The following is a 13597-nucleotide window of genomic DNA, read 5'->3' as shown; positions in this document are numbered from 1 at the left end:
CGCTCAGCTGGCCAGGATGTCGCGGACCATGGGGATCACCCGGGAGCCGTACAGCTCCACGGCGCGCATCCGGGCGCTCACGGGCTGCGCCCCGGCGGTGTAGATGAGGTCGAACCGGCCGACACCGAGGCCCTTGATGGCGGCGGCCATCCGGCGGGCCACCGTCTCCGGCGAGCCGATGTAGAGCGAGCCGTGCTCGACCTCCGAGTCGAACTCCTGCCGGCGGATCGGTGGCCAGCCGCGCAGCGCGCCGATCCGGTCCCGCATGACCCGGTAGTACGGCCAGAACAGCTCCTTGGCCTCCTCGTCGGTGTCGGCGACGAAGCCGGGCGAGTGCATCCCGACCGGGTGCGCGGTGGTGCCGAGCTGGTCGGCGGCCCGGCGGTAGAGGTCGATGTAGGGTGCGAAACGCTCCGGAGCGCCGCCGATGATGGCGAGCATGAGCGGCAGACCGTACCGGGCGGTCCGTACCACCGACTGCGGTGAGCCGCCCACGCCCACCCAGGTGGTGAGGTGTCCCGACTCCGTCTTGGGAAAGACGTCGGCGTCGGTGAGTGGGGCGCGGGTGGTGCCGCTCCAGGTGACCGGCTGTTCGTCGAGCAGCTTCGCGAACAGCTCGATCCGCTCCTCGAACAGCACGTCGTAGTCGGCCAGGTCGTAGCCGAACAGCGGGAAGGACTCGGTGAACGAGCCGCGGCCGAGGATGACCTCGGCCCGGCCGTTCGACAGCGCGTCGACCGTGGCGAAACGCTGGAAGACGCGGACCGGGTCGTCCGAGCTCAGCACGGTGACGCCGGAGGAGAGCCGGATCCGCGAGGTACGGGTGGCGATGCCCGCCAACACCGTCTCGGGCGTCGACACCGAGTACTCCGGTCGGTGGTGCTCGCCCAGGGCGATGACGTCGACGCCGAGGTCGTCGGCGAGCACCGCCTCGTCGACGACCTGCCGGATCGCGGCGGCGTGGGAGACGGGCTTGCCGGAGTCGTCCTCCGGTACGTCTCCGAAGGTGTCGAGGCCGAACACGAGATCAGACATTGGTGGGCTCCTTCGCCAACAGCTCCCGGACCCGTGGCGCGACCTCGCTGCCGAGCAGCTCGATGGTGCGCGCCCGCGCCTCGCGAGGCAGGTGCATGATGTCGTACTTCAGGTCGAACCGATTCAGCCGCAGGTCGCGGGCCATCGTGGCGATCTTGCGGGCCACCGTCTCCGGCGACCCCACGAACAGCGCGCCGTGGTCGATCTCGGCCTCGTAGCGCTTGCGGTCCGGCTTGTAGAAGCCGCGCTCCTCGGCGAGCCGCGCCACGGTCGGCTGCCAGTACCGCCACCACGTCTCGACGGCCTCCTCGTCGGTGTCCGCGACGAGGCCGAGCGAGTGCTGCCCGACCGGTTGCGCGGCCTGCCCGAACTGTTCGAGCGCCCGATGGTAGAGGTCGACGTGGCCGGCGAACCGCTGCGGACGCCCGCCGATGATCGCCAGCATGAGCGGGAGCCCGTGCCGGGCGGCGCGGATCACCGAGTTGGGGCTGCCTCCGACGCCGATCCAGGTGGGGATCCCGCCGGGGCGCATCCGTGGATGGAGTCGTTGCGCGATCAGCGGACTACGCACGGTTCCCGACCAGGTGACCGTTTCGTCACGTTGCAGCTGGAGGAAGAGGTCCAGCTTCTCCTCGAACAACCGTTCGTAGTCCGCCAGGTCGTAGCCGAACAGGGGGAACGACTCGGTCGCCGACGCCCGCCCGAGGACCAGTTGGGCCCGACCGTCGCTGACCGCGTCCAGGGTGGCGAACTCGTGGTAGAGCCGTACCGGGTCGTTCGTGCTGAGGACGGTGACCGAGGTGCCGAGCTTGATCCGTTGGGTCGCCGTGGCCATCGCCGCGAGCAGAACGGGGGTGGCCGAGTCGTTGTGCCCCTCCCGGTAGTGCTCGCCCAGGCTGAACACGTCGAGGCCGACCGACTCCGCGAGCCGGGCCTCGTCCACCAGCAGTCGTACGGTCTCGGCGTCACTCAGGGTCCGGTCGCCGTCGGTGGCCACCTCGCCGAACGAGTTGAGCCCCAGTTCGAAGGATGCGGCGGACATGTCTCCTCCTCGGCGTTCCTCGCCGTCGACACGCGGGAAGTGGCCTCCCCGGTTGACGTGTCAATGATGCTAACCTGCTGATTGACACGTCAATTCCCGGGAGGGTTCCATGGTTGACGGCACCGGAGAGCGGCGCCGGGGTCGCCAGTTGCCGACGGCGGAGGAGTTGCGGATCTGGCGGGACTTCGTCGAGACCACGGAGGTGCTCACCTCCCGGGTCGGGTCGCGTCTCCAGGTCGACTCTTCCCTCTCGCCGGGCGACTACGCCGTCCTGCTCGCCCTCAGCGAGGCGCCGGAGCGGCGGATGCGCTCCTCCGCCCTGGCCGCACACATCGGGTGGGAGCGGAGTCGGCTGTCGCACCACCTGGGCCGGATGGAACGACGCGGGCTGATCCTTCGCGAGGAGCGCGCGACCGTCCCGCGCGGGGCGGAGGTGATTCTCACCCCGACCGGGGCCGAGGCGTTCCAGCGGTCCACGTACCCGCATCTGCGTACCATCCGGGAGCTGTTCGTCGACGCGCTCACACCGGACCAGCTCCGCGCGGCCGGCGACATCGCGCGGGCGCTGCGCGAGCACCTGGGGTCTGTTTCATAAGACGCATGGAGGGCGACACATCGGGTAACCGCCGCCGGCCGTCGAGCCCGACGAGCGCCGCAACAGCCCGAGGAGCACCGACATGTCGATCGCGGGGCGGGCACGACTCGCGCCGAACGTCTCCCTGGTGCTGCTGGCGTCGATCCTCGTGTCGTTCCTGGCCGCCTCGGCGGCCCCGACCCCGCTGTACGGGACCTACCAGGAGCGCTGGCACTTCTCGCCGGTCACGACCACCGTGGTGTTCGCGGTCTACGCGCTCGCGGTGCTGGTGTCGCTGCTCACCTTCGGCAAGCTCTCCGACCACGTCGGACGGCGTCCGGTCCTGGCCGCCGCGATCGCCGTGCAGATCCTGTCGCTGCTGGTGTTCATCCTCGCCAACGGCGTACCCGCGCTGCTGGTCGCCCGCCTCGTGCAGGGGCTCGCGGCGGGCGCCGCCACGGGTGCCGTGGGCGCGGCCATGCTGGACATCGACCGGGCCCGCGGGACGCTCGCGAACTCGATCGCACCCGGTCTCGGCACCGGCAGCGGCGCGCTCCTGTCGGCGCTGTTCATCCGCTACCTGCCCGCGCCGACCCGCCTGGTGTACGTCGTTCTCGTCGCGATCCTGCTGATCCAGGCCGTCGGGGTCGCGCTGATGCCGGAGACCGTCACCCGGATGCCGGGCGCGCGGCGCAGCCTGCGGCCGGAGATCAGGCTGCCGCGCTCGGTACGCGGGCCGGTGCTGGTCGTCGCTCCGGTGCTGTTCGCGGTCTGGGCGCTGGCCGGCTTCTTCGGCGCGCTCGGCCCGGCGCTCGTGCGTAGCCTCATGGACACCTCGATCGTGGTCGCCGGTCTGGTGCTCTTCGTCTTCGCGCTCTTCGGATCGGTCGCCGTCCTGCTGCTGCGCGACACCGCCGCGCGGACGGTCATCCGGACCGGGATCGTCGCCCTCATCCTCGGCATGGTCGTCACGGTGGTCTCGGTCATGGCCGAGTCCGTACCCGGGTTCTTCGTCGGTCTCGCGCTCGGCGGCGTCGGCTTCGGCGGTGGGTTCCAGGGCAGCCTGAAGACGATCATGCCGCTGGTCGAGGCGCACGAACGCGCCAGCGTGCTGTCGCTGCTCTACGTCGTCTGCTACGTCGGTTTCGGCCTGCCCACCGTGATCGCCGGCTTCCTCGTGGTGTACGCCGGGGGCCTCCCACGGACCGCCGACGAGTACTCCGTCGCCGTCATCCTGCTCGCGCTGGTCGCCCTGTTCGGGCTGCGCAGGGCGACCAGGGCGGCACCCGGCTGATGCCCCGAACGCCGCACCTCACCGGTACGCAGGACGTAGCGTGGTCGTCGACGGTGCGGCGAGGAACCCAGGAGGTCGCGATGAGTCCGAAGGCCGACCGGGCCGCCCCTGATCTCGCGAGCCTCGACGTCAAGGTCGAGGTGATCGTCGTCCCGGTGGCGGACGTCGACCGCGCCAAGCGGTTCTACCAGGGCCTCGGCTGGCGACTCGACCAGACACCGCCCGGGATCGTCCAGCTCACCCCGCACGGCTCCCCGTGCTCGGTGCAGTTCGGCGCGCAGCTCACGTCGGCGACGCCGGGTTCGGCGACGGCGTACCTGGTGGTGTCGGACATCGAGGCGGCCCGTGCGGCGCTGGTCGCCGCCGGCGTCGAGGTGGGCGACGTCTTCCACGTCACCCCGGACGGGCCGGCGGACGGTCCCGACCCGGAGCGCCGCAGCTACGTATCCCGCGCCACGTTCCGCGACCCGGACGGCAACACCTGGCTCATGCAGGAGATCACCACCCGCCTGCCCGGGCGCGTCGAGAGCGACCTGACGTCGTACCGGTCGGCGACCGACCTGGCGGACGCGCTGCGGCGCGCGGCGGCCGCCCACGGCGAGCACGAGAAGCGCACCGGCCAGCGGGACGACAACTGGCCCGACTGGTACGCGACGTACCTGGTGGCCGAGCAGTCGGGGGCGACGCTGCCCGAGTGAGTCCGCGCCCAGCCGCGCCCGCCGGTCCACGAGGCCGACGCGGCGCGGCTGCGGCCATTCATCGGACGTATTGCCGCCGCTGGTCTCGCTCGCGTCCGCCGTGGTGAGCGCGTCGTCCCACCCCGCTGCCGTCGGGACCGCATCCCGGTCGTCACACGTCGCCGCCGACCGGTGATCTGTCAGCGATCGACCGTTGCCTATTGCGTGACGCCGGAGTAATCTTCCCGAAACACATCGGACGTTTGGTCGTCCACGGGTCTGCCTACGACCTGCGCTGCACGGTCGGTGCCACCGCGCGGATCCACTATCGGGGGTCGTCGTTGTCGCGCTTGGGTGGCCGCACCGGTCACCGTTTGGAGGATCGATGTCAGACCTGACCCGGCGGCAGGCCCTCAAGATCGGCGCGGCCGGCGCGGGTGGCGCCCTGCTGCCGCTGCCCTGGACGGCGACCGCCAACGCCGACTCCGTCGCGCCGCCGCAGGTGCTGGCCGCCAACGACCTCGCCCTCTGGTACGACGAGGGCGCCGGCACGGACTGGCTGCGGGCCCTGCCGATCGGCAACGGCCGGCTCGGCGCGATGGTGTTCGGCAACGTCGACACCGAGCGGCTTCAGCTCAACGAGGACACCGTCTGGGCGGGTGGCCCGCACGACCCCAGCAACACCCGGGGCGCCGCCGCCCTGCCGGAGATCCGGCGACTGGTCAACGCGAACCAGTGGACCCAGGCCCAGGACCTCATCAACCAGACCATGATGGGCAACCCCGGCGGGCAGTTGGCGTACCAGACCGTGGGCAACCTCCGGCTGGCCTTCGGCTCGGCCAGCGGCGCGTCCCAGCACAACCGTACGCTCGACCTCACCACCGCCACGGCCACCACGTCGTACGTCCTGAACGGCATCCGCTACCAGCGGGAGGTCTTCGCGAGCGCGCCCGACCAGGTCATCGCGATGCGACTGACCGCGGACCGCAGCAACTCGATCAGCTTCACGGCGACCTTCGACAGCCCGCAGCGCACGACGGTGTCCAGCCCGGACGGCACGACGATCGGCCTCGACGGCGTCTCCGGCAACCAGGAGGGCGTCACCGGGCAGGTCCGCTTCCTCGCCCTGGCCAACGCCACCGTCACCGGCGGCAGCGTGTCCAGCTCGGGCGGCACCCTGCGGGTCACCGGCGCCACCAGCGTCGTCCTGCTGGTCTCCATCGGCTCCAGCTACGTCAACTACCGCAACGTCGGTGGCGACTACGGGGGCATCGCCCGGCAGCGCCTGAGCGCCGCCCGCGCCTCCAGCTACGACCAGTTGCGCAGCCGGCACGTCGCCGACTACCAGGCGCTGTTCGGCCGGGTGACGCTGGACCTGGGCCGCACCTCCGCCGCCGACCAGACGACCGACGTACGCATCGCCCAGCACAACAGCGTCAACGACCCGCAGTTCTCCGCGCTGCTGTTCCAGTTCGGGCGGTACCTGCTGATCTCGTCGTCGCGCCCCGGCACCCAGCCGGCGAACCTCCAGGGCATCTGGAACGACTCGCTGACCCCCTCCTGGGACTCGAAGTACACGATCAACGCCAACCTGCCGATGAACTACTGGCCGGCGAACACCACAAACCTGGCCGAGTGCCACAACCCGGTCTTCGACCTGGTCCGGGAACTCGCCGTCACCGGAGCGCGGACCGCCCAGGTGCAGTACGGCTCCGCCAGTGGCTGGGTCACCCACCACAACACCGACGCGTGGCGGGCCACCGCCGTAGTCGACGGCGCGTTCTGGGGCATGTGGCAGACCGGCGGCGCGTGGCTGTCCACGTTGATCTGGGACCACTACCTGTTCAACGGTGACATCGAGTTCCTGCGGACGAACTACCCGGCCATGAAGGGCGCCGCGCAGTTCTTCCTCAACACCCTGGTGACCGAGCCGACCCTCGGCTACCTGGTGACCAACCCGTCGAACTCACCGGAGCTGAGCCACCACGCGAACGCCAGCGTCTGCGCCGGCCCCACGATGGACAACCAGATCCTGCGCGACCTCTTCGACGGCGTGGCCCGGGCCAGCGAGATCCTCGACGTGGACAGCACCTTCCGGGCCCAGGTACGCGCCACGCGCGACCGGCTCCCTCCGATGAAGGTCGGCTCGCGCGGCAACATCATGGAGTGGCTCTACGACTGGGTGGAGACCGAGCCCAACCACCGGCACATCTCCCACCTGTACGGTCTCGCGCCCAGCAACCAGATCACCAAGCGCGGCACCCCGCAGCTGTTCGAGGCCGCCCGTCGTACGCTGGCGCTGCGCGGCGACGACGGCACCGGCTGGTCGCTGGCCTGGAAAATCAACTTCTGGGCGCGGATGGAGGAGGGCAAGCGGGCCCACGACCTGATCCGCTACCTCGCCACCACCGCCCGGCTCGCGCCGAACATGTTCGACCTGCACCCGCCCTTCCAGATCGACGGCAACTTCGGCGCCACCGCCGGCATCGCCGAGATGCTGCTCCAGAGCCACATCGGCGAGCTGCACATCCTGCCCGCGCTGCCGCCGGCCTGGCCCACCGGCCGGGTGACCGGCCTGCGGGGGCGCGGTGGGCACACGGTCGGCATCACCTGGGCGAACGGCGCGGTCACCGAGGTGCTGGTACGACCGGACCGCGCCGGCACCGTCCGCCTGCGGTCGCGGTTCCTGACCGGCACCGTCAGCGTCGTCGACACCGCCGACGGCACGGCACCCCGCGTCACCCGGGTCGAGTCCGACCTGATCGAGGTGACCGTGCAGGCCGGGCGCACCTACCGGGTCACCAGCACCGGCGCCACCACGCCGACGTTGGAGCAGAGCTTCACCAACGCCGGCATCACCAACGACAGCAACACCAACGTCGGCAACTTCGACGGCAACGGGGCCACCCTGTCGGCGCAGGCCCTGGCGCAGGCCGGCGCGAGCCCGGGCAGCACGGTGAGCCGCAACGGGGTGAACTTCCGCTGGCCCAACGTCAGCCCCGGCACGGCCGACAACGCCATCGCCTCGGGCCAGACCATCGGCATCAGCGGCACCGGCAGCACGCTCGGCTTCCTCCTCACCGGCACCTACGGGGCCGTGTCGGGCACCGGCACGGTGGTGTACGCGGACGGCACCCGCCAGACGTTCACCCTCAGCACCCCCGACTGGTACGGCGGCCCGGCGTCCGGCGCGACGGCCGCCATCGTGTCCGCGTACCAGAACCGGCCCAACAACGGTCGCCAGGCCACCGCCGCGTGCATCTACTACGTGGGCGTCACCCTGCAGAACAAGGCGGTGACCCAGGTCGTGCTGCCCAACATCAGCGCCCGGGCGGCGGCGAACGTGCCGACGATGCACGTCTTCGCCATCGCGATCGGAGCCTGACACCGGCTCGCGTCGCGCCGCCGGTGACGGCACGGTCACCGGCGGCGCGGCGTGATCAGTCCCGACTCGTACGCCCACACGACCAGCTGGGCGCGGTCCCGGCAGTGCAGCTTCGTCATGGCCCGGTTCACGTGCGTCTTGGCGGTCAACGGGCTGATCACCATGCGCTTGGCGATCTCGTCGTTGGTCAGCCCCCGGGCGACCAGCTCGACGATCTCCTGCTCCCGGGCGGTCAGCACGTCCCGACCGGCCGTCGGCACGGCCGGCGGTGGCCCGGCCACGAACTCGCTGATCAGCGTGCGGGTCACGGCCGGCGCGAGCAGCGCGTCGCCACCGGCCACGACGGCGACGGCCTGCAACAGGTCGACCGGGTCGGCGTCCTTGAGCAGGAAACCGCTCGCGCCCGCGCGCAGGGCGGCGAAGACGTACGAATCGAGCCCGTAGTTGGTGAGGATGAGGACACGGGTGGCGGCGAGGTCGGGGTCGGCGGCGATGCGCCGGGTCGCCTCGATCCCGTCGAGTCCGGGCATCTGCACGTCCATCAGCACGACGTCCGGGCGCAGCCGTCGGGCGAGCTGGACGGCCGACGCGCCGTCGGTGGCCTCGCCCACCACCTCAAGGTCGTCCTCGGCGGCCAGGAGGGCCCGGAAGCCGGCCCGCATCAGCGCCTGATCGTCGGCGAGCAGGACCCGGATCATCGGTGCGACCGCCCGCTCATGCCGGCTCCCGGAGCGGGAACGTGGCCCGCACCGTGAACCCGTGGTCGTCGTTGGCGGTGGCCGACAGGGTGCCGCCCAGCCCGGTGACCCGCTCGCGCATACCGCGCAGGCCCACCCCCGGTGTCGGGGGACGGGCCGGCGACGCCTGCCCGTCGTCGCTGACCGCGACGGTCAGCCCGGCCGGCGCGTACTCGACCAGGACGCGTGCGGTCGCGGCACCGGCGTGGCGGGCCACGTTGGTCAGGGCCTCCTGGACGACCCGGTAACCGGCCTGGTCGACCTCGTCCGGCAGAGGCCGTGGCCGGCCGGCGACGGTCACCTGGACCGGCACGCCGACCGCACGGGTCCGTTCGGCGAGTTCGTCGACCCGGTCCAGCCCGACGCGGTCGTCGTCGGGCGCGCGCAGGACGTCCAGGGTGGTGCGCAGTTCACGCATCGCGGCGGCGCTGGCCTCCTGGATCGCCAGCAGCGTGGCCGACGGCTCGTCGCCCTGCTTGCGGGCCAGGTGCACGGCGATCCCGGCCTGCACCTTGATCACCGAGATGCTGTGCGTCAGCGAGTCGTGCAGGTCGCGGGCGATCCGCAGCCGCTCCTCGCCGGCCCGCCGCAACGCCATCTCCTCGCGGGTGCGTTCGGCCTCGACGGCCCGCTGCTCGACCTGCTCCAGGTAGGCGCGGCGCTGCCGGCCCACCAGCCCGGCGACGTTGGCCGCCACGAACCAGCCCAGCAGCAGCGCCGTCCGCTCGACGATCAACTGGTTCGGACGGTCGACCGGCGCCACCGAGACGTCGCGGGCCAGGAAGCCACCGAGGAAGACCACGCTGGCCACGGCGGCCGCCGCCCGGTATCCCCGCCACGCGGTCACGTACACCACGCCGAGGACGGGGAAGGCGGCCGACACCCCCGAGTGCACCCGGACGTGCAGGGCCAGCATGGCGACGGTCACCACGCCCAGCGCGAGCACCGGATGCCGCCGGCACACCCCGAGCGCCGCGGCCATGACGAGGACCAGAGCGACGTCGAGCGCCCCGACCGTCGCGGCGTCCGGTGCGAGCGCGGCATTGCCGAGCAGGAGACCGCCGAGGGCGAGGCCGCTCAGGACGTACGGCAGGTGGCGGCGCATGGTCGCACTGTAGAGCCGACGCCCGCGCGGGAGCATCCCGCGCGCGCGGTAGTTCAGGCGTACCACGGTCGTGGTAGTTCGGCGGCGCGAAGTGTCTGCGCCGGCACGACGTCTTCGCGGGCCGCCGCCGCGAGCATCGACCGCATGACATACCGCTTCTTCACCCCCGTACCCGCCAGGTCGGCCACCGGCCGCACCGCGGCGGTCTACCAGCAGCTCCGCGAGGACTTCCTCGGACCGCTGCCCACCTTCCAGGCGCTCTCGGCCGTGCCCGAGGTGCTGGCCGCGACCTGGTCGCTGCTGCGCGAGGCCCTGCTCGCCGGCGGCACGTCCCGGGTCGACCGGGAACTCGTCGCGGCGGTGGTGTCCCGGGCCAACGGCTGTCAGTTCTGCCTCGACGCCCACGTCCTGCTGCTGCACGCCCTGGGCGAGCACGGGTTGGCCGAGGTCGTCGCGCGGGGCGAGACGCCGTCCGAGCCGAGACACGCCGAACTCGCCCGCTGGGCCCAGGCCAGCCGCAGTCCCCGCACGGGCGACTGGACGAGCCCGTACGGCCCCGAGGTCACCGGCACCCTGCTGGCGTTCCACTTCGTCAACCGGGTCGTCTCGGCGCTGCTCGACCCCGACCTGCTCCCCGGTGGCCTGCAACGCGCCCCGCTGGTGCGCTCGGTCGGGGGACGGCTGTACGCCAGGTCCGCGCGGGAGCCGAAGGAACCCGGACGCAGCCTCGGACTCCTGGACCCCGGACCGACGTCGCCGCCGGCCTGGGCCGGGGACAGTCCGGTGGGGATCGCGTACGCGTCGTTGCGGGAGGCCGCCACCCGGGGCGGCGAGCTGCTGGGTGACGTGGCCCGCCAGACCGTGACGGCCACCGTGCGCTGGGAGGACGGGCGGTTCCCGACCCGACCCGCGGACTGGGCCGTCGACCTGGTCCGGGACGTGCCCGGCCGGGACCGGGTCGGCACCCGGATCGCGTTGCTGGCGGCGTTCACGCCCAGTGCGATCAGCCCCGGCGACGTCGCCCTGTGGCGGCTGTCGCACCCCGCCGACGCCGACCTCGTCCGGATCGTCGCCTACGGGGCGATCACCGCCACCGACCACGTCGCCCAGGCGTCGACCTCGGCGCACCTCTGAGGAGCCCAGCATGCGAAAGGCATTCGTCGTCAGCAGCGGACTGCTCCTCACCGCGTTCGCCCTCCAGTTCGTCTTCGCCGCCGTCGGCGCGTTCACCAAGCCGGCCGGGCACGGCGCGTACGCCCTGCACAGCGTCAACGGCATGGCGGTCATCCCCGTCCTCACCCTGCTCACCGTCCTGCTCGCCGCGCTGGCGAAGGCGCCCGGCCGGCTTGTCGGGCTGGCGGTCCTGCCGCTCGGCCTGGTCGTCGTGCAGGCGCTGCTCGCCATGCTCGCCAACGCCGGCACCGACGCCGGCGGCGTCAGCACGCCGTTCGGCCTGACCATCGGTGGGCTGCACGCGGTCAACGGCATCGTCGCGGTACACGTCGTGGTCGGCGTCATGCGGGGAGCACGCCGGCTGGCCGCCGGGACGCCGACGGGCGACGCGGCTGTGGTCGTACCCCAGGGGGAGCCGGCATGACCACCGCCTCGCTGCTCGCGGCGGACCTCGTGCTGACGGTCCTGGCCGCCGCCGGCTGGCTGGGCGGCGGGGCCGCCGCGGCCGCCCGGCGTCGGCCCCTCGCCCTCGCGCTGGCCACCGTCGCGCTGCTCGCCACCCTCGCCCGCGCGACCACGGTGGTCGCGCTCGCCCGGGCCGGCTGGTGGTTCGCCGCCGAGAAGGTCGTCGTCGCCGCGCCGCTGTCGCTCGCGGCGGTCGTCGTCGCCGGGCCGCGGCTGGTGCGGGCCGCGGGCGACATCCGGTCCGTCGCGGTGCCACTCCTGTTCGCCGGGTACGCCCTGAGCGCCGCCCTGCTGGTGACGGTCCTGCACGGCTATCCGGTGTCGGCGTCGGCGGGGCTGCTCGCGGTCGCCGGGGTCGTCGCGGCGACGGCGGTCTCGTGGCGTCTGCTCGACGCACACCCGTCCCGGACGGTGTCCCGGGTGGCGGTCGCGGTGGCGGTCACGGCGCTGCTGGCCGGCACCGGGTTGGCCGTCACACCGGGGCCGGCGCCCGCCGCGCCGCACGAGCACGGGTACCCGCAGGCCCGGATCCCCGACCCACCCACCCGGCGGTTCACCCTGACGGCCGGCACCGCCACGGTGCGCGTCGGTGGTCACGACGTCGCGGCGTGGGCGTTCGACGGGCAGGTACCCGGACCGGAGTTGACCGCCACGGTCGGCGACGTCGTGGAGGTGACGCTGCGCAACCGGGACATCGGGCGGGGCGTCACCCTGCACTGGCACGGGTACGACGTGCCGAACGACCAGGACGCGCCCGGGCAGGGGCCGGCCCCCGTCGCGTGGCGACGGGGGCCGGGAGGTGGTGCGGTGGTGCCGATCAGCTCGTGCGACAGCTGATCGTCGGCCAGGTCCAGTTGCCGTTGGCCATGATCGTGATCCCGAAGTTGTTGCCGTTGCCGTTCGGGCGGGCGGTCACCGTCCCGCTGGTGCCGCTGACGGACGCGTTCCAACTGTTCTGGATGTACTGACCGCCGTTGAGGTTGAGGCTGACGATCCAGTTGTTGGTGCCGCTGACCGCTACGTTCAGGTTGAACCGGTCACCCCACTGCTGGCCGGCGGAGAGCGTCGCGTTGCAGTTGCCGCCGCCCGGGTTGCCGGTCGTCGGCCCGGAGGTCGGCCCGGAGGTCGGGTTGCCGCCGCCACCCTCGGACACGGTCACGTCGGAGCTGCCGGCGCTCTGGTAGCCCTCGGTCGCCATGATCTGGTACGCGTGGTTGGTGCCGAGGTTCAGGCCGGCGCGGGCCCAGGCGTCGAAGTGGTTGGCCGTCGTGATGGTGCCACTCGAGCGCTTGTTCTGGCGGACGCTCCAGTACTGGTAGAACGTCTGGTTGCCGTCGATCGACGGGGCGTTGGTCCGCAGGCTGCGCAGGATGTCGTAGGTGCCGCCGTCGGTGGTGACCGTGCCCAACCGGGTGGCGCCGTTGCTCGGGTTGTAGCTACCGAAGTTCTCCACCACGTAGTACTCGATGAGCGGGTTGCGCGTCCAGCCGTACAGCGCGAGGTAGGTGTTGTTGTTCCCCGGGTTGTAGTTGGCCGAGTAGGTGACCGTCCGGCGCGAGCCGGTGGCCCAGCCCTTGCCGCCGACCCAGTTGTTGGTGCTGCGGTCCCAGCTGCTGGAGTAGCGGCCGTTCTCGCGCAGCGTCATGCTGGCGTTGCCGCTGTCCTTCCAGAAGGAGAAGTAGTAGCCGTTGTGCGTGCCGGTCAGGCTCGAGGTGAGCGTCCGGTCGGCCTCGGCGTACGCGCTGGTGGCCGTGACCGCGACCGTGCCCGTGACGGCCAGGACGACCGCACAGGCGGCGCCGAGGAGCAGCCGTATCCGGCCGCGCCGCGGTGCTGCGGTGGGAGTGTGGTCGGTGTCGATCATGTAGGTGTTTCCTCCTCGTCACAGCTGGCGCGGGGCCAGCGGTGCGGTGCGACGCGGCGGGCTGTCGGCCGCGGAGTCGTACCGCGTGGTGGTGGTTGACCGGATGTCCCGCACCGCGACCGGAGGCGGCAGTCGCAGCGCGGACGGCGACGGCAATTGAGTGTCGTCGATGGCGACGGTATTGAGGCGGTCGTCCACTTGTCAACATTTTCCGGAAGCTAGACGGCAGCGATCATCGCGCTGGCA

At 72.0% G+C, this 13597-nt stretch carries 13 protein-coding genes; 7 read left to right on the top strand and 6 right to left on the bottom strand.

Annotation, left to right across the window (positions count from 1 at the left end):
• Nucleotides 1-3: 3 nt before the first annotated feature.
• Both ACN269_RS07160 and ACN269_RS07155 read right to left on the bottom strand, forming a co-directional pair.
• A complete protein-coding gene (locus ACN269_RS07160; RefSeq protein ID WP_421471667.1) occupies nucleotides 4-1035 on the bottom strand; it encodes an LLM class flavin-dependent oxidoreductase in 1032 nt (343 codons plus the stop codon).
• Nucleotides 1028-2077: an LLM class flavin-dependent oxidoreductase gene (locus ACN269_RS07155; RefSeq protein WP_421471666.1), complete on the bottom strand. Its 1050-nt coding sequence runs from the start codon at nucleotides 2075-2077 to the stop codon at nucleotides 1028-1030. Before ACN269_RS07155 ends, ACN269_RS07160 begins: the two co-directional genes overlap by 8 nt.
• A 109-nt stretch (nucleotides 2078-2186) precedes the next feature.
• Here ACN269_RS07155 and ACN269_RS07150 point away from each other — a divergent pair, with 109 nt between their 5' ends.
• The 4 genes from ACN269_RS07150 (at nucleotide 2187) to ACN269_RS07135 (ending at nucleotide 8007) form a co-directional block, all read left to right on the top strand.
• Nucleotides 2187-2672, top strand: a complete 486-nt coding sequence (locus ACN269_RS07150; protein ID WP_421471665.1) for a MarR family winged helix-turn-helix transcriptional regulator — start codon at nucleotides 2187-2189, stop codon at nucleotides 2670-2672.
• A gap of 82 nt (nucleotides 2673-2754) precedes the next feature.
• Nucleotides 2755-3945 carry an MFS transporter gene (locus ACN269_RS07145; protein WP_421471664.1) on the top strand — a complete coding sequence of 397 codons (1191 nt, stop codon included), beginning with the start codon at nucleotides 2755-2757 and terminating at the stop codon, nucleotides 3943-3945.
• Between the two features lie 80 nt (nucleotides 3946-4025).
• Complete coding sequence (locus tag ACN269_RS07140) at nucleotides 4026-4643, top strand: VOC family protein (protein WP_421471663.1); 618 nt, start codon at nucleotides 4026-4028, stop codon at nucleotides 4641-4643.
• 364 nt (nucleotides 4644-5007) lie between these two features.
• Complete coding sequence (locus ACN269_RS07135) at nucleotides 5008-8007, top strand: glycoside hydrolase family 95 protein (RefSeq protein WP_421471662.1); 3000 nt, start codon at nucleotides 5008-5010, stop codon at nucleotides 8005-8007.
• Between the two features lie 35 nt (nucleotides 8008-8042).
• Here the strand turns inward: ACN269_RS07135 and ACN269_RS07130 are convergent, their stop codons facing one another.
• Together ACN269_RS07130 and ACN269_RS07125 are read right to left on the bottom strand one after the other, a co-directional pair.
• Nucleotides 8043-8705: a response regulator gene (locus ACN269_RS07130; protein WP_421471661.1), complete on the bottom strand. Its 663-nt coding sequence runs from the start codon at nucleotides 8703-8705 to the stop codon at nucleotides 8043-8045.
• Nucleotides 8706-8721: 16 nt separating this feature from the next.
• Entirely contained in the window at nucleotides 8722-9849 is a 1128-nt protein-coding gene (locus ACN269_RS07125) for a sensor histidine kinase (protein WP_421471660.1), read from the bottom strand.
• 144 nt (nucleotides 9850-9993) lie between these two features.
• Here ACN269_RS07125 and ACN269_RS07120 point away from each other — a divergent pair, with 144 nt between their 5' ends.
• From ACN269_RS07120 to ACN269_RS07110, 3 genes are read left to right on the top strand one after another with little or no spacing between them, the layout of a single operon-like run.
• On the top strand, nucleotides 9994-10983 hold the full coding sequence (locus ACN269_RS07120) for a carboxymuconolactone decarboxylase family protein (RefSeq protein WP_421471659.1): 990 nt from the start codon (nucleotides 9994-9996) through the stop codon (nucleotides 10981-10983).
• A 10-nt stretch (nucleotides 10984-10993) separates the two neighbouring features.
• Nucleotides 10994-11446: a DUF6220 domain-containing protein gene (locus ACN269_RS07115; RefSeq protein WP_421471658.1), complete on the top strand. Its 453-nt coding sequence runs from the start codon at nucleotides 10994-10996 to the stop codon at nucleotides 11444-11446.
• Nucleotides 11443-12324 carry a multicopper oxidase domain-containing protein gene (locus tag ACN269_RS07110; RefSeq protein WP_421471657.1) on the top strand — a complete coding sequence of 294 codons (882 nt, stop codon included), beginning with the start codon at nucleotides 11443-11445 and terminating at the stop codon, nucleotides 12322-12324. The genes ACN269_RS07115 and ACN269_RS07110 overlap by 4 nt, the downstream gene beginning before the upstream one ends.
• Here the strand turns inward: ACN269_RS07110 and ACN269_RS07105 are convergent.
• Nucleotides 12305-13351 carry a glycoside hydrolase family 11 protein gene (locus ACN269_RS07105; RefSeq protein WP_421471656.1) on the bottom strand — a complete coding sequence of 349 codons (1047 nt, stop codon included), beginning with the start codon at nucleotides 13349-13351 and terminating at the stop codon, nucleotides 12305-12307. The two genes, ACN269_RS07110 and ACN269_RS07105, sit on opposite strands and share 20 nt — an antisense overlap.
• 18 nt (nucleotides 13352-13369) lie before the next feature.
• The gene (locus ACN269_RS07100; RefSeq protein WP_421471655.1) at nucleotides 13370-13549 is read right to left on the bottom strand and encodes a hypothetical protein; all 180 of its coding nucleotides are present in this window, start codon (nucleotides 13547-13549) and stop codon (nucleotides 13370-13372) included.
• Nucleotides 13550-13597: the final 48 nt, after the last annotated feature.

It is taken from the genome of Micromonospora sp. WMMD736 (assembly GCF_049179015.1).
In the GTDB taxonomy this organism is placed as follows: Bacteria; Actinomycetota; Actinomycetes; order Mycobacteriales; family Micromonosporaceae; genus Micromonospora.
The sequence above is the reverse complement of the archived record's forward strand: the minus strand, read 5'-3'. Positions and strand labels throughout refer to the sequence as shown.